Annotated in this window: 18 protein-coding genes; 15 read left to right on the top strand and 3 right to left on the bottom strand. The window is 33.7% G+C overall.

Annotated elements, in window-relative coordinates; genetic code table 11:
- The first annotated feature begins 115 nt into the window (after positions 1–115).
- The 3 genes from V7S50_RS15935 (at position 116) to V7S50_RS15925 (ending at position 5,417) form a co-directional block, all read left to right on the top strand.
- A complete protein-coding gene (locus tag V7S50_RS15935; protein ID WP_242252871.1) occupies positions 116–1,273 on the top strand; it encodes a GNAT family N-acetyltransferase in 1,158 nt (385 codons plus the stop codon).
- Between the two features lie 216 nt (positions 1,274–1,489).
- Complete coding sequence (locus tag V7S50_RS15930) at positions 1,490–2,056, top strand: TetR family transcriptional regulator (protein ID WP_001107293.1); 567 nt, start codon at positions 1,490–1,492, stop codon at positions 2,054–2,056.
- 244 nt (positions 2,057–2,300) lie between these two features.
- Entirely contained in the window at positions 2,301–5,417 is a 3,117-nt protein-coding gene (locus tag V7S50_RS15925) for an MMPL family transporter (RefSeq protein ID WP_242252872.1), read from the top strand.
- A 28-nt stretch (positions 5,418–5,445) separates the two neighbouring features.
- Here the strand turns inward: V7S50_RS15925 and V7S50_RS15920 are convergent, their stop codons facing one another.
- Positions 5,446–5,901, bottom strand: a complete 456-nt coding sequence (locus V7S50_RS15920) for a stress protein (RefSeq protein WP_396022991.1) — start codon at positions 5,899–5,901, stop codon at positions 5,446–5,448.
- Between the two features lie 217 nt (positions 5,902–6,118).
- Between V7S50_RS15920 and V7S50_RS15915 the strand changes: the two genes are divergently transcribed.
- Both V7S50_RS15915 and V7S50_RS15910 read left to right on the top strand, forming a co-directional pair.
- Entirely contained in the window at positions 6,119–7,744 is a 1,626-nt protein-coding gene (locus tag V7S50_RS15915) for an ABC-F family ATP-binding cassette domain-containing protein (protein ID WP_063225373.1), read from the top strand.
- Between the two features lie 533 nt (positions 7,745–8,277).
- The gene (locus tag V7S50_RS15910; protein WP_063225374.1) at positions 8,278–10,251 is read left to right on the top strand and encodes an LTA synthase family protein; all 1,974 of its coding nucleotides are present in this window, start codon (positions 8,278–8,280) and stop codon (positions 10,249–10,251) included.
- 61 nt (positions 10,252–10,312) lie between these two features.
- Here V7S50_RS15910 and V7S50_RS15905 read toward each other — a convergent pair whose 3' ends face one another.
- Positions 10,313–10,984, bottom strand: coding sequence for a TerC family protein (locus V7S50_RS15905; RefSeq protein WP_242252873.1), 672 nt, complete (start codon positions 10,982–10,984; stop codon positions 10,313–10,315).
- A gap of 268 nt (positions 10,985–11,252) precedes the next feature.
- On the bottom strand, positions 11,253–12,080 hold the full coding sequence (locus V7S50_RS15900) for a peptidoglycan-N-acetylglucosamine deacetylase (protein ID WP_242252874.1): 828 nt from the start codon (positions 12,078–12,080) through the stop codon (positions 11,253–11,255).
- 217 nt (positions 12,081–12,297) lie between these two features.
- Here V7S50_RS15900 and V7S50_RS15895 point away from each other — a divergent pair, with 217 nt between their 5' ends.
- The 10 genes from V7S50_RS15895 (at position 12,298) to V7S50_RS15850 (ending at position 19,461) form a co-directional block, all read left to right on the top strand.
- On the top strand, positions 12,298–12,558 hold the full coding sequence (locus V7S50_RS15895) for a hypothetical protein (RefSeq protein ID WP_242252875.1): 261 nt from the start codon (positions 12,298–12,300) through the stop codon (positions 12,556–12,558).
- 647 nt (positions 12,559–13,205) lie between these two features.
- Positions 13,206–13,595 carry a VOC family protein gene (locus V7S50_RS15890; RefSeq protein ID WP_242252876.1) on the top strand — a complete coding sequence of 130 codons (390 nt, stop codon included), beginning with the start codon at positions 13,206–13,208 and terminating at the stop codon, positions 13,593–13,595.
- 171 nt (positions 13,596–13,766) lie between these two features.
- Positions 13,767–14,732 (top strand): pyridoxal-phosphate dependent enzyme, encoded by a 966-nt coding sequence (locus V7S50_RS15885; protein ID WP_242252878.1) that lies wholly within the window; start codon positions 13,767–13,769, stop codon positions 14,730–14,732.
- Between the two features lie 221 nt (positions 14,733–14,953).
- Entirely contained in the window at positions 14,954–15,637 is a 684-nt protein-coding gene (locus tag V7S50_RS15880; protein WP_242252880.1) for a DNA alkylation repair protein, read from the top strand.
- Positions 15,638–15,653: 16 nt separating this feature from the next.
- The gene (locus tag V7S50_RS15875; protein WP_242252882.1) at positions 15,654–16,355 is read left to right on the top strand and encodes a nucleotidyltransferase domain-containing protein; all 702 of its coding nucleotides are present in this window, start codon (positions 15,654–15,656) and stop codon (positions 16,353–16,355) included.
- Positions 16,356–16,371: 16 nt separating this feature from the next.
- The gene (locus V7S50_RS15870; RefSeq protein ID WP_242252884.1) at positions 16,372–16,917 is read left to right on the top strand and encodes a GNAT family N-acetyltransferase; all 546 of its coding nucleotides are present in this window, start codon (positions 16,372–16,374) and stop codon (positions 16,915–16,917) included.
- Between the two features lie 34 nt (positions 16,918–16,951).
- Positions 16,952–17,452, top strand: a complete 501-nt coding sequence (locus V7S50_RS15865; RefSeq protein ID WP_336376451.1) for a GNAT family N-acetyltransferase — start codon at positions 16,952–16,954, stop codon at positions 17,450–17,452.
- Positions 17,453–17,467: 15 nt separating this feature from the next.
- A complete protein-coding gene (locus V7S50_RS15860; protein ID WP_242252888.1) occupies positions 17,468–17,989 on the top strand; it encodes a DinB family protein in 522 nt (173 codons plus the stop codon).
- A gap of 69 nt (positions 17,990–18,058) precedes the next feature.
- A complete protein-coding gene (locus tag V7S50_RS15855; RefSeq protein ID WP_242252889.1) occupies positions 18,059–18,997 on the top strand; it encodes a DMT family transporter in 939 nt (312 codons plus the stop codon).
- A gap of 56 nt (positions 18,998–19,053) precedes the next feature.
- On the top strand, positions 19,054–19,461 hold the full coding sequence (locus V7S50_RS15850) for a GNAT family N-acetyltransferase (RefSeq protein ID WP_242252890.1): 408 nt from the start codon (positions 19,054–19,056) through the stop codon (positions 19,459–19,461).
- Positions 19,462–19,750: the final 289 nt, after the last annotated feature.

Genomic DNA, 19,750 nt, shown 5'->3' with positions numbered 1-19,750 from the left:
AATGTATCTGCTTTTTTATATTGGATTCGTGTCGTTAAGTCGATATAATTTCATTCATCGAACTTTAATTTTTAGAATTATGATACAATTTAAATGAGGAATGGAGGAGAAATATATGAACGTTATACGATTAAAAGAAGATAAATTTAGAGAAGCATTAAGCTTATCAGAATACGCTTTTCAATATAAAGTAGATGAGGAACGTTTACAGCAACAACTTACAAGAATGAAGGAAAGTCATGAAATATACGGTATTATGGAAGGGGAAAAGTTAGCAGCAAAACTACACCTAATTCCGTTTCATATATACATAGGCAAAGAAAAATTTAAAATGGGAGGCGTTGCTGGGGTAGCGACGTATCCAGAATATAGAAGAAGTGGTTATGTGAAAGAATTGCTTCAACATTCACTTCAAACGATGAAAAAAGACGGATATACAGTATCGATGTTACATCCATTTGCTGTTTCATTTTACCGTAAATATGGCTGGGAACTTTGTGCGAACCTTCTCGTATGTCATATGACAAAGAATGATTTAGTTATGAAAAAACCAGTGAATGGAACTGTGAAACGTTTCAATAAAAAAAATCATCCAGAAGAGGTGGAGAAGATTTATGAAACATTCGCAGAACGTTTTTCCGGGATGTTAGTTCGAGAGAAGAACTGGTGGTTACAAGCGGTCTATGATGACTTAACATTAGCGACTTATTACGATGAAAATAAAACGGCAGCTGGTTACATGTTATATAAAATAGAAGACTCTAAAATGACAGTAGAAGAATTTGTACCACTGTATAATGAAGCACGAAATGGTCTGTGGAACTTTATTTGCCAGCATGATTCTATGATTAAAGAACTTGAAATGACAGTAAGTGAAAACGAACCGTTGTTATATACATTGCAAGAGCCACGTGTGAAGACGGAAATAAAACCATATTTTATGGGAAGAATTGTAGATGTAGAGCAGTTCTTAAAACAATATGAGTTGAACTGGAACAAAGTACAGCAAGAAGTGATCTTACATCTTACAGATTCATTTGCTCCGTGGAATAATGTAACAGTGAGGCTTGCAAATCATGAAATAACAATTGTAGAAGAAGTAATGAATAATGGAATCAAACTAGATATAAATGCATTATCTACAATAATGTTTGGCTACAAACGTCCGTTAGAACTTAAAGAACTAGAATTAATTAGTGGAAGCGAAGAGGAAATACGAGTGTTAGAGAATGTAGTACCAGTGCGTAAGCCGTTTATTTATGATTTCTTTTAATTTGCATGTATGAAGGTGGGCTATCCCAAGTGAAATTTCGGGATAGCTTCCTCTTATATTGTGAAATTTTGTCGGTAAGTCGATATATCATGAAAAACGTCGATATAACTTCATTTAAAAACAGCAACTATACTTTGTCACACACTTGACTTTTAGTGCATCTAATTTATAATTAAAAACGGAATGAATTTTCATTCCTGAAATTGAGGTGAAAAAATGGCTAAAAATAAACAAGAAGATATTTTTGATGCGGCAATACAACTTTTTGCAGAACGAGGTTATGATGGTACAACAATTCCGATGATTGCTGAAAAAGCAAAAGTAGGTGCAGGTACCATTTATCGCTATTTTGAAAATAAAGAAGCACTTGTTAATTCTTTATTTACGAAAAGTGTTTTACAACTATCAGAGTTAATAAAAACCGATTTTCCAGTCAACGCAAATATTCGTGAACAGTTTAGCCATACGTACAACCGTTTATTTGAATTTGCGAGACAAAATGCAGATGCTTTTCTTTTTACAAATTCTCACTGTGATAGTTATTTTCTCGATGAACATAGTAATGAAATATTCGAGGACTTTATGGGCTTCTTTATGGACTTGATAGAAGATGGAATCGAAAAAGGTTTTCTTCGTCCATTACCACCAATTGCTTTAATTATCATTGTATATCAACCGATTGAAAAATTAATTAAAGTAATGGAAACAGGGCAATTAGAATATACAGAAGAGTTGGTAAAAGAACTGGAAGAAAGTTGTTGGAATGCTATTAGAATCATTTGATTCTATAGCGTTATAAGGACAGGAATGAACATTCATTCCGATAAGGGTATGAAAAAGAAAAGCAGGTGATGATAAATCTTTACAACAGAAGGAATGAATATTCATTCCGTATTATCAAGAGTAATGGAGCTAAAAATAATTTAATAGAATTATAGGAATGAACGTTCATTCCGAAAAAGTGTTTTTAAAAGAGTAGGAATGAATATTCATTCCCTTACAATTTTCATAACGGGAGATGATTAAAATGAGCAAGCTAAAAAATTGGAGAAGTTTATCTTTTCTATTATGGATAGTTATTACTATTACAATGATCGTAACGATGCCTAATATGGATAAATTAGTGAAAGAAAAAGGGCACATTACGATTCCTAATACAGAACAAAGTAGTATTGCTGACAAAATGATAAAAGAAATGGATAAAGACGGGACTGAAAAGTATGACATTATAGCTGTTTTTAATAGTGGAAGTAAAACAGCTTTAACAACTAAGCAAAAAGAGGAAATAACAAAAATAATCGAAGCCCTGCAAAATGAAAAAGAGCAATTAGGAATAAAGGAAGTTGTTTCACATTTAGATAATAAAGACTTGGAGAAACAATTAGTTTCTAAAGATAATACGACTATTTTAACGCAAATATCGATAGATAAAAAACATGGTGAAATATCGAAAATTTCAAATAATCTTCATGAAAAAGTGCAAACGAAAGAGGTAAGAGCGTACTTAACAGGAAGTGACTTAATAGCGGGTGATTTTCTTAAATCTTCTCAAGAAGGGGTGAAAAAGACTGAAGTTATTTCAATCATTTTCATTCTTGTAGTATTAATCATTGTATTCCGTTCACCTGTTGTTCCGATTGTTTCTCTTCTTACAGTTGGGGTATCGTACTTAGTTTCAATGGGGATTATTGCTCATCTTGTAGATCAATTTAATTTTCCGTTTTCAAACTTTACGCAAGTCTTCGTAGTAGTCGTTCTGTTTGGAGTGGGAACAGACTATAACATTTTATTATTTACGAGATTTAAAGAAGAATTAAGTAAACAAGAAAACGCATTTTTAGCTACGAAAGAAACATTTAAATCGGCAGGTAAAACTGTATTGTATAGCGGGATAGCGGTACTTATTGGTTTTGCATCACTTGCTTTAGCGAGTTTTAAATTATATCAATCTACCTCAGCGGTAGCAATTGGTGTTTTAGTATTACTACTCGTTTTAACCACTTTAAATCCATTTTTCATGGTGCTTTTAGGAAAAGGAATGTTTTATCCAGTTAAAACATTTAAAGGTCATGAAGACAGTCGCCTATGGGGATTCTTTGCGAAAAACTCAGTAGCAAGACCATTTGTAGTTTTAATTATTGTATTCGTGATATCGATTCCTTTCGTATTAAAATATTCTAATACACTTAATTACAATGACTTATTTGAAGTAGACAATAAGTACGAATCAAAGATGGGGATTAACGTAATAGAAGATCATTTTCCGCCTGGCTTTTCTTCACCAAGTACGTTAGTGATTCAATCAAACCAAAAATTAGATGAAGGAACGTCTCTACAAATTTTAGATGAGTTAACTGATAAAATTTCGAAAGTTAAAGGTGTTTCAGAAGTATATGCACCGACACGTCCAACTGGAGATAAGATAAAAGAACTATATATAAATAAACAAGCAGGAGAACTAAATACAGGATTAGGAGATGCCAATGGTGGCATAAAAGAAATCAATGATGGATTAACGGATGCTAAAAATAAAATGGGTGGTAATGACTCAGACGGTCTCTCAAATGTTCAAAAGTTAATTGATGGAACGAACGAGGCGAAAAATGGGGTATCGGCATTAGGAACAGCTTTAACTCAATTATCAAATGGTATAAACGACGGTGCACAAGGAGCACAGCAAATTGAGAGCGGGTTAACTTCAGTGAATGAAAATATAAGTGTATTATCTAATGCAACGTCGCAGCTGCATGCTGGTTATGCACAGTTAGAAAAAGGTTTAAGTTCTTACGATCAATACTTCGGAAGTATTTCTCAAGCGATTGACGGTGCGAAAAAAGGATACGAACAAATTGAAATGTTAATGACCAATTTCGTTCAAACGAAACCGGAATTAGTAAATGATCCGAACATACTGCAAACGATAGGAATTGCTAAAGAGGCTCAAAAGCAATTAAGTGTACTATCAAAAGAATTAAATGAATTAGCGACGCAGCATAAAGCAGCTATGGGTTCATTTAAAGAAGCGAATCAATCGTTATTGAAAGTTGATAACGGCTTAAAAGAAATGAGTAATGGAGTTAATCAGTTACAAAAAGGAGCAACTGAGCTTAAAAATGGATTAAATGAAGGTGCTTCAGGTTCAAAACAAATTGCGAACAAGTCATTTGAGTTACAAACCGGATTAACAAAAATAAATGATGGGCAAGACCAGCTATTAACCGGACTGAAAGACTTGCAAGAAAAAATGGGGCAATTACAATCAGGCTTATCTAAAAGTACAGAAGGACTTGGAAAAGTAAGTAACGGCCTGAATGATGCACAGAAATATTTAGGCGAGCTAAATGAATCAAAAAGCTCTGAGAAGTTTTATATTCCAAAAGAAGTTTTAGAGGGAGAAGATTTCCAAAAAGCTTTGAATACGTACATGTCACATGATAGAAAGACTGCTAAAATGACAATCATTTTAGACGTAAATCCATATTCAAAAGAAGCGATGCCGATTATTCAAGAAATCAATAAAACGATAGATGGTACTTTGAAGGGGACGGAATTAAATAATACGAAAACAGCAATCGGAGGAACAACAGCTAGAAACGTTGATTTAAAAGAAGTAAATGGGCAAGATTTCTTACGTACAGCTACAATTATGTTAATTGGAATTGCGATCGTATTAATCGTGATTACACGTTCATTATTAAACACAATCTTTATTATTGGATCGCTAATATTAGCGTACTTTGCATCGCTAGGTATAAGTGAACAAATTAGTACGCATATTTTAAATGTAGATTCATTAAGCTGGAATGTTCCATTCTTTAGTTTCATAATGATTGTCGCTTTAGGAGTGGATTATAGTATTTTTGTAATGATGAGATACAATGAGTTAGAAGGGGACCCAGCGACGAAAATTGTAAATGCATCTCGTCACATAGGGGGAGTTGTATTATCAGCGGCACTTATTTTAGGTGGTACATTTGCTGCATTAATCCCTTCAGGTGTATTGACGCTTATACAAGTAGCATCCGTAGTTGGCGTTGCGTTGTTACTATTAGCTATAATTGTTATGCCAATATTGTTACCTGCTTTAATAGGGTTAACGAGTAAAATGAAAAGTTATACAAAGAAATTAAGCAAAAGAAAATAAAAGAATTCCCTTTTAAAAGGGGATTCTTTTATTTAATAAATTTGTCCATCACGTCTTTATATTTTGCAAACTCTTCATCTTTCATATCGCCATTCATTTGTAAAAGAAAATTGCCTTTTCCGTGTGTATGAGAGAATAACATAGGAGCAGAGTTTCCTAATTCATCGTAATATTTCTTAACTTTTTCTAGGTCTTCTTTCTTTGTAATTTCGAATAATCGACCGCCTTTATCTTCACCAAGAGCTGGTACGACAATACGTTTTCCTTCTTTTTGAAGGTTACCAAATTCTTTTTGCGGAAGATCAGTTGGATTTTCTACTTGGAGACCAGCATTTTTAAACTCAGTGATAATCGAATCGACAGTTACTTTTGTTTCTTTTTTCTCTTGTTTTGATTCAGTGGGTGTTTTTGTATTGTTACTACTACATGCAGTTAAGGAAGTAATTGACAAACATAATGCTCCAATTATAAATATTTTCTTCAAAATAAAACTACCTTAAAGTGTGTATGTAACTTTAATATAATTAAAAATAAAGGTTTTATTCAAGTTTGAAAAGAAAGGAATAGCAATCAACCGTTGCTATTCATCCAGCTTCTACTATATAATAGCTATAGTCTACAATAATTGAGTCGTTATATGCGATTTTTAAGACAATCGGTGAGAAAACGCTGAAATAAGCGGTATTAGTAGGAGGACACAAATGATTACAGTAAGTAACGTTAGTTTGCGTTTCGCGGATCGCAAATTATTTGAAGATGTTAACATAAAATTCACGCCAGGTAACTGCTACGGTTTAATCGGAGCGAACGGTGCTGGTAAATCGACATTTCTAAAGATTTTATCTGGAGAAATTGAACCATCAACAGGTGATATACATATTACGCCGGGTGAGCGTCTAGCAGTATTAAAACAGAACCACTTCGAATATGAAGAGTTTCCAGTATTAGAAACAGTAATTATGGGTCACACGCAACTTTACAAAGTAATGCAAGAGAAAAATGCCATTTACATGAAAGAAGACTTTAGTGATGAAGATGGTATGCGGGCTGCTGAACTTGAAGGTGAGTTCGCTGAGCTTAACGGTTGGGAAGCTGAGTCAGAAGCTGCAATCTTACTAAAAGGACTTGGTATTGGTGAAGATCTTCATGATAAGAAATTGTCAGAATTAACTGGGTCAGAGAAAGTAAAAGTATTACTTGCTCAAGCATTATTCGGTAAACCGGACATTCTATTACTAGATGAGCCTACCAACCACTTGGACTTAAAAGCAATTCAATGGTTAGAAAACTTCTTAATGAACTTTGAAAATACAGTAATCGTTGTATCCCATGACCGTCACTTCTTAAATAAAGTTTGTACGCACATGGCTGATCTTGATTTCGGTAAAATTCAACTTTATGTTGGTAACTATGACTTCTGGTATGAGTCAAGCCAATTAGCTTTAAAATTAACACAAGATGCTAATAAGAAAAAAGAAGAGAAAGTAAAAGAGTTACAAAACTTCATTGCACGCTTTAGCTCAAACGCATCTAAAGCGAAACAAGCAACTTCTCGTAAAAAACTTTTAGATAAAATTACATTAGATGATATTAGACCATCATCACGTCGTTACCCATTCGTTGGCTTCACACCAGAACGCGAAGTAGGAAATGACTTATTAACAGTTGAAGGTCTTTCTAAAACAATTGATGGCGAAAAAGTGTTAGATAATGTGTACTTCACTTTAAATAAAGGTGATAAAGTTGCATTTATCGGTCGTAACGATATTGCGATGACAACATTATTTAAAATCCTTATGGGTGAGATGGAGCCAGATAGTGGTTCATTCAAATGGGGCGTTACAACATCTCAATCTTACTTCCCAAGAGATAACTCTAAATACTTTGAGAACAGTGACTCCAACTTAGTTGATTGGTTACGCCAATTCTCTCCACAAGATGAGTCAGAAAGCTTCTTACGTGGTTTCTTAGGCCGTATGTTATTCTCAGGTGAAGAAGTTAAGAAGAACGTTTCTGTACTATCTGGAGGAGAAAAAGTTCGTTGTATGCTATCTAAAATGATGTTAAGTGGTGCAAACGTAATCACTCTTGACGATCCAACGAACCACTTAGACCTTGAGTCTATCACTGCATTAAACAACGGCTTAATCGCATTCAAAGGTACAATGTTATTCACATCTCATGACCATCAGTTCGTACAAACAATTGCAAACCGCATTATCGAAGTAACGCCAAACGGTGTAATCGATAAAGAGGCTACTTACGATGAGTTCTTAGAAAATGAAGAACTTCAAAAACAAGTAGATGCAATGTACAAAGGTCAATAATAAATATAAAAAACCCTCGCTCTCGTTATGAGAGCGAGGGTTTTTTATAATCATTATTTTTATGGATTATGAATAATTATTCAACAATAGCTTTAGTGAAGGGGGGAGAGATTTTGATATTGCATATAGAGGAATGGCTGAGGTATGAATATACTTGAAATACGTGAAGAGGTTTAATATACATAGAAAAAAACACATGCTTTCAAATATGAATTTAATTATATTACATTAATGTTCCAGAACTGGAGACATATTTATTTGCGAAGCAGTGAATAAAGGTATATAGTATGTGATGTCATAATTAGTGGATGAATTTTGGGAGAAAACAGGGAATGTTACAAATTTATTTTGTTAAATAGAAACCAAGGTCAAAATGTCTGGAAAGAAATAGTTGAATAAATACTAGCTTCAAATTATAATTACTAGTATTCTTCATATAGTTAAATAGATAAAATCTATTTGAAGATAAAAAATTGAATAGAGAGACAGACTTATAAAAAAATAAGCCTTGGATGATCAAAAGAGGTGGAGAAATGAAACAATTCTTATTAAAAAGCAAAAGTGTGCTAAGCAATCATTTTGGATTCTTTCTGTTTGCCGTTATTTTATTTTGGCTCAAAACATATGCAGCTTATGTAACGGAATTTAATTTAGGAATTTCAAACACAATCCAAAAATTCTTGCTGTTTTTCAATCCGCTTAGTTCAGCAGTTCTATTTTTAGGACTTGCATTATTTGCAAAAGGGAAACGATCTTATATTTGGTTAATTATCATTAATTTGTTATTGTCGATTCTTTTATACGCAAACGTAGTATATTATCGTTTTTTCAGCGATTTTATTACGTTCCCAACATTAACACAAACGAATAACTTTGGAGATTTAGGTGGTAGTATTATTGCGTTGCTACATCTTTATGATCCGCTATATTTCTTAGATACAATTATTTTAATTGTGTTAGTAGCAACGAAATTTGCAAATCCAAAACCAATTCGTGTTGCGAAACATAAAGTATCTCTAGTATTTGTAGCAGGTATTTTATTATTCAGTGTTAACTTAGGACTTGCAGAATCTGACCGTCCTGAATTATTAACAAGAACATTTGACCGTAATTATATTGTGAAATATTTAGGGGCATATAACTATACAATTTATGATGGTATTCAAAGTGCGAAAGCATCAACCGAACGAGCGTTAGCTGATGGAGATAATATGACAGAAGTAAGAAATTATTTAACATCAACTTACGCAAGTCCAAATCCTGAGTATTTCGGTAAAGGAAAGGGAATGAACGTAATTTATATTCATTTAGAGTCATTCCAAAACTTCTTAATCGATTATAAATTAAATGGTCAAGAAGTTACGCCATTCTTAAACTCATTCACAAAAGATGCGAATACGCTTTACTTTGATAACTTCTTCCATCAAACAGGACAAGGAAAAACATCTGATGCGGAGTTTATGTTAGAGAATTCAATGTTTGGTTTACCACAAGGATCTGTCTTTACAACGAAATCTCATAATACGTATCAATCAGCACCAGCAATTTTAGGACAACAAGGATACACATCAGCAGTATTCCACGGTAACTATAAAACATTCTGGAACCGTGACGATGTTTATAAATCATTTGGTTTTAATAAATTCTTTGATGCTTCATACTATGATATGAATGAAAAAGATGTAGTAAACTATGGATTAAAAGATAAACCATTCTTTAATGAATCCATTCCGTTATTAGAAACATTGAAACAACCGTTCTATACGAAGTTTATTACGTTATCGAATCACTTCCCGTATCCAATTGATAAAGAGGAAGCGACAATTGAACCAGCGAACACAGGTGACTCATCTGTAGATACGTATTTCCAAACAGCACGTTATTTAGACGAATCTGTAAAAGGTTTCATCGATTACTTAAAACAATCTGGCTTATACGATAATTCTATTATCGTTATGTACGGAGACCATTACGGTATTTCAGATAATCATAACGCAGCAATGTCAAAAGTAATGGGTAAAGAAATTAACTCGTTTGAAAATGCACAGTTACAGCGTGTACCTTTAATCGTTCGTGTACCAGGTGTGAAAGGTGGCGTACAACATCAATACGGTGGTGAAATTGATGTCCTTCCAACTCTTTTACACTTACTAGGAACAGATACAAAAAATTATGTTCAATTTGGTTCAGATTTATTATCACCAGATCATAAACAAGTTGTTGCGTTCCGTAACGGCAACTTCGTAAGCCCAACTGTTACTGCATTAAACGGCAAATACTACGATACAACGACTGGAAATCCAGTAGAATTTACAGATGAAATAAAACAAAATGAACAAATGGTTCAAAACTCGTTAAAATACTCTGACCAAGTCGTAAATGGTGACTTATTACGATTCTACACACCAGAAGGTTTCACTCCAGTAGATCGTTCGAAGTATAACTATAACAATCGTGATAAAAACAAAACGAAGGTAAAAACGGCTCCGGAAGGGGAAGCTAAATAAATATTAAAAAGCGCTACTCATATGAGTAGCGCTTTTGTTTGTAACTAAAATTACATTGGCATTATATAGTATTATCTTTAGTTTTTTGCTTCATCTTTCCAAGGAACACTACACCGAAAATGATAACAATGATGAATGCCCATTTAATTAAAGGATTACTCTCAAAAAATGCAGCAAACCATTTCTCGTCTACAATCATTTTCGCAGCGGTATAAGCTAAAACTGCTGCTCCAATCGTAATGATGACAGGAAAACGATCTACCCATTTTAAAATTAATGTACTGCCCCATACTACTACAGGAATAGAAACTAATAACCCGATGATTACTAAAGAGAAATTGCCATGCGCAGCTCCTGCAACAGCAAGAACATTGTCTATACCCATTAATGCATCAGCAATAATAATAGTTTTAATAGCAGACCAAAATCCTTCTTCTGCCTTAATATCATGATCTTTGCCTTCAGCAATTAATTTGTAAGCAATCCATATAAGGAGTACACCACCAATTAGAAGTAACCCTGGTATTTTTAACAACCAAACGACAATTAAGGTAGCGAGGGCTCTAATCGCAATTGCCCCGATGGTGCCCCATATAATCACTTTCTTTTGTTGATCTTTCGGTAATCGCCTTGCTGCTAATCCAATTACAATAGCATTATCCCCCGCTAAAACTAAATCAATTACAATAATGGCAAGCAAGGCTGACAAATATTCAGTTGAAAGAAAATCCATACACATATCACTCCTTAAGAGTAATATGTGCTAAAGTGTTGATAATATAAAAAATAGGATTGAATTTGTATATTCAATCCATAATTTCTTACTGTATTTTGATATATATGTTTTAATTTCGTATAAGTCGCTTGTGCAATCTTTTTTGCTTTTTGTTTCTTTTTCTTAATTTTCGATTCATCTTTTTGATCCGGTTTTCTATATGAGAGAATTTCCAAAACGATAAAAAAGACTCAATAACCTACTAGAGGAAATCAAGTCTTTTTCATTACATACGATTATCATGCCAGAAGTTTAATGGGAAGTGTTCATTCTCATTATAGGCTTCTAATTCATATCCTTTTTCTTTCAGCCCTTTAATAATACCAGGTACTGCTTTTACGGATTGTGGATGAATGTCGTGCATAAGGATAACTTCTGTTGGCTTGTTTGCACCATTAATAACGTTTTGTACAATTTTAGCTGATGCAGCGTCAACAGGTATTGTGTTATATCTCCAGTCTAATGAATCAATTGTCCAATCCCAAACTTTTAGCCCATTCTCAACAACTTTGTTACGAAGCGCTTCGTTTAATCCTGGCATTGAGCCGTAAGATGGACGAGTTAATACTGGCGATTTACCTAGAACGCCAGCGATTAAGCCTTGGTCTTCCTTCATCTCATCTACATAATGACCTTCTGTGTAAAGTTTTTTGTAGTTATGAGTCATACTGTGCATCCCAACGTAGTGGCCTTCAGCATCTTCGCGTTTTACAAGGTCAGGGAAAGCTTTTACATTTGAACCAATAAGGAAGAATGTTGCTTTTGCATTTTCTTTCTTTAACATATCTAAAAGCTCAGCTGTGTATTTTCCAGGACCATCATCAAATGTTAAATAAGCTACTTTTCTAACTTGCCCATTATATTGTTTTGGAGCTTCTTTCGGTGCAAGAGATGATTGAATTTCACTTACAAGTTGAACAGATTTTGCTTCATCCTCTGTACTTGCTAGAGCAGTATGTGCTGAACCTAAAGCCGCTTCGTATGTAAATAATACCCCCGCGCAAATCAACATAGCCCTTTTCACTAAAGTTGTCATTCGAATTCCATTGTGCATAATTTTCCTTCTCTCTATAAAAGTTCTACTCTACTATATTAGCAATTATAGGTATGGAAATGCAAAAAAAATTTTTTACAAGTGCAAGAAAGTTTGTCAAAAAGTATGCAAGATTTTAAAGGAATGTCATTTTTAAAGAAACGTCATAAAAAATTGGATAAATTGAATTATGTATTGGAAACAATACAAGGGATATTAATTTTAGGAGGTGCTTTAATTGAATTATAAAAAAATGCTTTCTATATTTATGACGAGCATATTCACAGTAGGATTGTTAATCGGGTGTAATCCAGCTCCAACGGATGAAAAGGAGCCAGATCCAACGGAGGAACCTTCTGAGCAAAGACAAGAGGAAAAGAATGAAAAACAAGATCCTGCTAAAGAAAAAAATAATGAGTTAAACAAAAAGGATGAACAAGAACCAGATCCAACAGAAGAGCCATCTGAGGAGCAAAAGAAGAAAAAAGAAAATGAGTAGTTGCAGTTTAATGAAATATGTAGCGTGATTTTGTAACAAAAATTTTCTGGAAATATACAAACCACTTTTCTATATAAGAAAAGTGGTTTGTATAAAATTATGTATGAATTTAAGTATTTCAAGTATATAATTTTTGTTTTAAAGCAACTTTCCAATTAATGTCTTTTAACATAGCTATTGCTCTTAAAATGAAGATTGGCCACGTATTAATCCTTCTTTACAAACTCTTCAAGTATTAAATTTAATTAAATTAAATTCTTCTATTAATAATACAGGCTCTTTATTGGTTGAACCTATATTAAAGCGAGTCTGTAAGTCGTATTCTAGCATGAGATGAACTGCTTTGTTTTTTCATCTCTGAATTCCCAAACTACAAACGAAAGAGTCATATCAATACCGACAGAGCCAACAGCTACTGTTATGATTTTGACATGACAAATAACTCTCTTTAAGGAAGGGATAGTTATTTTATCTCTATATTTTTATAATTAATTCTATATGAATTTAATACTAAAGTCCTACTATTTATAAACTAATAGGTCTTTCAACTTAGGCAGTTCTCACACTAATGAGGGATGTTAAAGGAAATATATGTAACCTATAATGATTACTATAAAGCTTTGGAAAATGAAAAGGAGGAGATTTGCATGAAGAATTGGGTTCAATTTAGAATTGCAAGACCAACAGATAAGTTTGAAGAAGTTATAAGCTTTTATGAGACGGGGTTAGGGTTAAAGCGTATAGGAGAATTTCACAATCATGAAGGATATGATGGAGTTATGTTTGGATTACCGGATGCCGAGTATCATTTGGAGTTTACAACGCATGTTAATGGAAGTCCATGTCCGGCACCAACAAAAGATAATTTACTAGTTTTTTATATGCCTAATAAAGATGAAATTGAAAAAATAGTGAATCGATTAAGTAATATGGGCTACCATGAGGTGGAACCAGAAAATCCGTATTGGCTAGAGAAAGGTACCACAATAGAGGATCCAGATGGTTGGAGAATTGTGCTTATGAATGCATTTGAATAAAGAAGCTCTTTTCGTATGTAAGGAGTGTAACAAAATGATTTAGACATAAATCCCTACAGCATTGTAGGGATTTTTATATAAGAAGATTTAGTTAAGAGAGTATTGAAAATGTAAAAAGTATTTTGGCTAAAAAAATATAATAAATATGATTTATGAAGGAGATATAGAAGTATGACATTAAAGCATTTTGATGAGTTTGCTAAAAATGTTGGGAATACACCTCTCATGAAATTAGAATGCGAAGAAACGAAGGATTTTTCTATCTATGCTAAATGTGAATGGCACAACCCTACAGGATCGATTAAGGATAGAGCAGCACTTGGAATGATTCAAAAATATTTACAAGAAGCGGACAAAAAACAATCTATTTTAGAATATAGTGGTGGAAGCTTAGCGAGATCAATCGGGCGTATTTGTTATTATTTAGGAATTCAATGTACGTTAGTTTTAAGTTCCGGAACTGGTAAATCACTATTAAATGAACTTGAGCATTATAGAGCTAACGTGATTTTAGTTGATAAATGTATGGGTTTTTACGCAGTAATTGAAAAGGCAATTGAGATTAGCAAACAAAAACCCGAGTTATACTTTTTATTCCAACATTATAATAATGCAAATCTATCAAGTCATATAGAAGGTACAGGCCAAGAAATTATTGCGCAAATGAACGGAAAACCAATACACGCATGGGTAGCATCTGCTGGTACTGGTGGAACTCTAATGGGGGTCTATAAAGCAGTAAAGAATTATACAAAAAATGTTGAGCTACATTTAGTAATGCCTGCTGAATTGCCTTATGGTTCCGAACAACCACCAAATGATTTAAAGAAATATGCTGGTTCAGGTGGGTTCGGCTTAGGGAGGAAACAACATTTCATAGAACAGGAAGATAATTTGATAGAAAAACAATGGACTTATTCATATGAAGAAACCTTGTATGAAATGGCACGTTTTTATAATGAAACTGGTATGAAAATAGGAACGTCTGCGGCAGCGAATTTATTAGCCGCTAAAAAAATTGGAAAAGAAAAAGGTACGAATTTTAATGTAGTTACAGTTTTTCCGGACGCAGGCTCTATAGAAGAGTGGTCAGATGTAAAGAGCTTACAAAAAATAAAGAGAGAATTAAACAAATAAAAGTGCTTTCATAGTCTATTTCTTACACCATGGGAAATGGATAAAATGAAAACCTGTATATGTAAAATGTACAGGTTTTTCGTGGGTGTTTTAGTTATTTGTAGAACTATAAAATTTCACATACCGCATTTAAAAAATAAATATAGGAAAACTAAAAAGTAATGTAGAATGTATCGTATATACATATATGAAGTCAACATAAAAGTTAAAGAGGTGGATATATGTTACTTGAGGAAGTAATGCAGCAACTAGAGGAATATGGAACAGAACAAAATTGTAAAACGTATAAAAATCACGGAGCGAAAGAGCCACTATTCGGAGTTAGTTTTGCCAATTTAAAATTGTTAAAAAAGAAGATAAAAAAAGATCATGATTTAGCAATTTTATTATGGGAAACAAAAAATATGGATGCAATGACTTTAGCAACAATGGTATTAGATCCAAAGGAAGTTACGACAGAACTGCTAAATAAATGGGTACAGGAAGTTGATTATTATTGTTTAATGGACGTTTTGATGACGGCTATTTGTACGTCGCCAATTGCGATAGAAAGAATGGAAGAATGGGCAAAATCTGATGATGAATGGATTGGAAGAGCAGGTTGGTCTTTATTAGCAAATATAGCGATTAAAAATAAAACGTTATATGATGATTTCTTTTCACCGTATTTAGAAGAAATTAAAGCAAATATACATAATGAAAAAAATAGAAAAAAAGAAGCGATGAATAGTGCTTTAATTGCGATAGGTATTCGTAATGAACACTTAGAGCGAAAAGCGATTGAAATTGCACGTGAAATTGGAAAAGTACAGGTTAATCACGGGGCAACATCATGCAAAACACCAGACGCAGAACCGTATATAAAAAAAGCGAGAGAAAGAGCTGAAAAAAAGAAAGTGAAATAAGAAAAGGGGAACGGTTATGAAAGCAATGGAAGCGGCAAAAAGCATAATTACATCACAATTTCCGAATTGTGATGTAGCTTTACTTGGAGGAAGCGTTGCAAGAGGAGAAGCGACAAAAACATCTGATCTGGACATTGTAATAGTTGATCATAGTTTAACGTCTTGTTATCGAGAATCTTTCTATAGTAATGGATGGCCTGTTGAAGTGTTTGTACATAATTTTGAAACGTATAAAACCTTTTTTAAAATGGATTGTGATCGCGGGAGACCTTCATTGCCACAATTAGTTTCAGAGGGGATTGTATTAAAAGGTGACAATGAAATGATTGAGAAATTAAAAAGAGAAGCAAATGATTTACTAAATAAAGGACCAGCTAAATGGACTGAAGAAATGATGAAACAAAAGCGGTATTTTATTACGGATAATTTGGATGATTTTATTGGTGCATCAAAAAGAGAAGAAGAATTGTTTATCGCGAATTTATTAGCTGATTTATTACATGAATATGTATTAAGAGTAAATGGTAAATGGCTTGGAAACTCAAAATGGTTTATAAGGGTACTTAGAAGATATGATGAACAATACGCAGACCAATTTGTAGCGGCGTTCGATCATTTTTATACAACGGGAGAAAAAAGAAAATTAATTACTTTTGTAGAAAAAACGCTAGAACAGTATGGAGGAAGAATGTTCGAAGGGTTTTCTATAGGAAAATAAAAAAGGGGATAGCGCAATGAATGTTCCATTCGTTCAATTAAGAGAACTGACACTAGATGATGTAGAAGATCGATATCAATGGTCATTAGATACAAAAGTAACAAAGTATTTAGTTGTACCAGATCAATATCCACCGTTCACTCGTGAAGATACGAAAAAATGGATTGAAGCATGTATAAATCGAAAAAATGGTTATGAACAAAGAGCCATCACTGCAGAGAACGGCATACATATTGGATGGGTAGATCTTAAAAACTTTGATAAAACAAATAAAAATGCAGAACTGGGAATCGCGATTGGTAATAAAGAATACTGGGGTAAAGGGTATGGAATAGCAGCCCTATATAGTATGTTATATCAAGCATTCTTTGCATTTAAATTAGAAAAAGTTTGGCTACGTGTAGATGAAGATAATTTTCAAGCTAGAAAGAGTTATGAAAAGGCAGGTTTTGTTTGTGAAGGACTAATGAGAAATGATCGATTACGTCAAGGGAAGTTCATTCATCGTTATCGTTATAGTATGTTAAGAGAAGAATACAAATCTTTAAATGGTTTATTATAAAATTATTATGTTAACTTAAAGGGGCTGGAGTAATATGATTCGATTACTTGCGAAAGAAGATGCGAAAAAATATTGGGATTTACGTTTACAAGCATTACAAGTAAACCCAGAGGCATTTGTAACAACTTATGAAGAGGCGATTCGTCAGGAAAATCCTATTAAGCGAGTGGAAAGTAATTTAACAGCTACTACTAGTTATACATTCGGTGCTTTTAATGAGGGTCAGAAATTAGTTGGCGTTGTCACTTTAATAACAGAGGAAAAAGAGGCGTATAAACATAAAGGTTATATCGTTGCGATGTATGTAGATGCAAGCAATCGAAGAAGTGGCCTTGCACGTGAGTTAATACGCAAGGCAATTGAAAGAGCAAGAGAAATGGACTTGGAACAATTGACTTTAGGTGTTGTGTCCACAAACGTGCCAGCAAAGAAGTTGTATGAATCAATGGGCTTTAAAACGTATGGGATTGAAAAGAGGGCTATAAAGATGAATGGTGTGTATAGTGATGATGAACATATGGTGTTGTTCTTTTAAGAGAGGGAGTTTAGTATGAAAGATCTCCGTTTAGAAAAAAATATGAACCGGCAAGTAGCGATTCTATATGCGATGGTTACTGATACATTTAAACGATTGCAAAAGTTAGTAGAAGGTACTGATGAGAAAGAACTGTCCTTTAAAGGGTCAGAAAATAATGAAAATAGTATAGGACAGCTACTTCAGCATTTAGCGGTGGTTGATTTACACTGGGTGTATCGTTTAAAAGGAGTGGAAGTTCCACAGACACTGAATAATATATATGGACCTATGTTAAATGAAGTAGGAGAACTGCCAAGTTTAAGAAAACAGACGTTGCAACAAGTAATGCAAGATTATGAAGATGTGCAACATATGTTATATGAGGAATGTATGAAACTAACAGAAAAGGATTTAACACGAGAAGTTTTTTACGAAAAGGGAGAAAATGCGACTATAAGGTGGGGGATATGGCATATAGCTGATCATAATCGGTACCATCAGGCTCATATTAGTCAGTTAAGAAAACGATTTAGAGCTAGAATACATGCGAGATAAACATTTCGAATTTTAATTATATTTAATTTGTTGTATAGTATAAGAAGAAACTAAACAAGGGGTTTTATAATGAAAGCAATTGTCATAGGAATATTGGCATCATTTTTCTTTGCCTTTACCTTCGTTTTAAACCGGGCGATGGACTTAGAAGGTGGAAGCTGGATTTGGAGTGCATCATTACGGTATTACTTTATGGTTCCAATGCTTTTACTTATTGTCATGTATAGAGGGAACTTAAAGCAACTCTTTCAATATATGAAAAATAATCCGAAAGAATGGTTAGTGTGGAGTATCGTTGGATTTGGTCTCTTCTATGCACCACTTAGTTTTGCCGGAGCTTTTGGACCTGGTTGGCTTGTTGCCTCAACATGGCAAATTACGATCGTCGCAGGGATTTTGTTAACACCATTTTTTGCAGTAGATCCATTACATAAAAAACTTCCAATGAAGGAATTAGTTATGTCGGGTATTATTTTATGCGGTGTTGTACTTATGCAAGTAGAACATGCTTCTTCATTAGGTATTCGTGAAACCGTTTTATGTGTCGTTCCTGTACTTATTGCAGCGTTTGCGTATCCTCTTGGAAATCGAAAAATGATGCAAGTTTGTAAAGGGGAATTAGATGTATTTCAGCGAGTTCTCGGTATGACATTAGCAAGCTTACCATTTTGGTTTTTACTATCTGGTTATGAAGTATCAACAGGCGGACTACCGTCAAGTAGCCAAGTTTTTCAATGTTTTATTGTAGCTGTTAGTTCAGGTTTAATCGCGACCGTACTATTCTTCTTTGCGACAGATCTTGTAAAAGATGATCCACAAAAACTAGCAACAGTAGAAGCAACTCAGTCTGGTGAAGTTTTATTTGCGCTAGTAGGAGAACTTATCTTGCTATCTGCGCCAATTCCGTCATCTTTATCTTGGATCGGCATGAGCCTCGTTATTGTTGGAATGATACTACATAGTTATGTAGCGGTCGTTGTGAAGAAAGAAGAAAAAATAACTGCGTAATGAGATTAGCTCTTTATATAAAGAGCTAATCTTTTTTCATAGAAAGGAATGAAGATATGAATTTGCGACACGTTGAACAAATTGAGAAAGATCCCATTTTAAATGTACTACAGTATGCAGTTGGGCCAAGTGAAACTAGCTTAAAGAAAGCAGTTGTATTTTATGAAAGGAATACAGGCACATTGTATAAATATGAAGAAAAGGCTTGTATAGGTATTGAAATATTCGGCGCAAATAAAGCGGAAATTTGCCACATAGCAGTCGCTCCACAATATCGTAAAAAAGGAATTGCGTTGCAAATGATAAGGGAAGTAGTAAGAATACATCAATTGACTTATGTAGAAGCAGAGACAGATAAAGAGGCAGTAGAATTTTATAAGAAAATTGGTTTTAAGGTTAAAAGTTTAGGAGAAAAATACCCGGGGATAGAAAGATTTCATTTGTATTTTAAAAATAAAACATAATGAAATAATCTTAGAATATAATATCCGGAAGACGATTTGAAGAAATAGTTCGTTTTTTATTTATCTCGCTATTGGTGGGTAGTAAAGCTCCCACATTAAAATTCGGCTGGAGTAAGGAAGTTAGTTAGTTGGAAGCCTTGCAGCCCATAAATGCCCGATTGGTACGGGCTTATAATCAGTGGAGGATGCACAAAACCTCCACTGATTCAAGTTTCACTTTATCTGTTCTAATTTTAATAGTAGCTAGTTATTCGTTTTTGGCAAAAATGTAAGAAAGGTCGAAATGTTT

Origin of the sequence: Bacillus sp. CCNWLW194, from assembly GCF_037120585.1 — a bacterium.
Lineage (GTDB): Bacteria > Bacillota > Bacilli > Bacillales > Bacillaceae_G > Bacillus_A > Bacillus_A basilensis.
Note: the sequence above shows the minus strand (reverse complement) of the source record. Positions and strands in the feature narration are given on the sequence as shown.

Bases quoted from the DNA above. Each gene is read 5' to 3' on its own strand.
- V7S50_RS15860 (WP_242252888.1), top strand. From the start codon at position 17,468: ATGAAAGATCTCCGTTTAGAAAAAAATATGAACCGGCAAGTAGCGATT.
- V7S50_RS15880 (WP_242252880.1), top strand. From the start codon at position 14,954: ATGTTACTTGAGGAAGTAATGCAGCAACTAGAGGAATATGGAACAGAA.
- V7S50_RS15915 (WP_063225373.1), top strand. From the start codon at position 6,119: ATGATTACAGTAAGTAACGTTAGTTTGCGTTTCGCGGATCGCAAATTA.
- V7S50_RS15850 (WP_242252890.1), top strand. From the start codon at position 19,054: ATGAATTTGCGACACGTTGAACAAATTGAGAAAGATCCCATTTTAAAT.
- V7S50_RS15935 (WP_242252871.1), top strand. From the start codon at position 116: ATGAACGTTATACGATTAAAAGAAGATAAATTTAGAGAAGCATTAAGC.
- V7S50_RS15870 (WP_242252884.1), top strand. From the start codon at position 16,372: ATGAATGTTCCATTCGTTCAATTAAGAGAACTGACACTAGATGATGTA.
- V7S50_RS15900 (WP_242252874.1), bottom strand. From the start codon at position 12,080: ATGCACAATGGAATTCGAATGACAACTTTAGTGAAAAGGGCTATGTTG.
- V7S50_RS15890 (WP_242252876.1), top strand. From the start codon at position 13,206: ATGAAGAATTGGGTTCAATTTAGAATTGCAAGACCAACAGATAAGTTT.
- V7S50_RS15925 (WP_242252872.1), top strand. From the start codon at position 2,301: ATGAGCAAGCTAAAAAATTGGAGAAGTTTATCTTTTCTATTATGGATA.
- V7S50_RS15930 (WP_001107293.1), top strand. From the start codon at position 1,490: ATGGCTAAAAATAAACAAGAAGATATTTTTGATGCGGCAATACAACTT.
- V7S50_RS15865 (WP_336376451.1), top strand. From the start codon at position 16,952: ATGATTCGATTACTTGCGAAAGAAGATGCGAAAAAATATTGGGATTTA.
- V7S50_RS15905 (WP_242252873.1), bottom strand. From the start codon at position 10,984: ATGGATTTTCTTTCAACTGAATATTTGTCAGCCTTGCTTGCCATTATT.
- V7S50_RS15910 (WP_063225374.1), top strand. From the start codon at position 8,278: ATGAAACAATTCTTATTAAAAAGCAAAAGTGTGCTAAGCAATCATTTT.
- V7S50_RS15885 (WP_242252878.1), top strand. From the start codon at position 13,767: ATGACATTAAAGCATTTTGATGAGTTTGCTAAAAATGTTGGGAATACA.
- V7S50_RS15855 (WP_242252889.1), top strand. From the start codon at position 18,059: ATGAAAGCAATTGTCATAGGAATATTGGCATCATTTTTCTTTGCCTTT.
- V7S50_RS15875 (WP_242252882.1), top strand. From the start codon at position 15,654: ATGAAAGCAATGGAAGCGGCAAAAAGCATAATTACATCACAATTTCCG.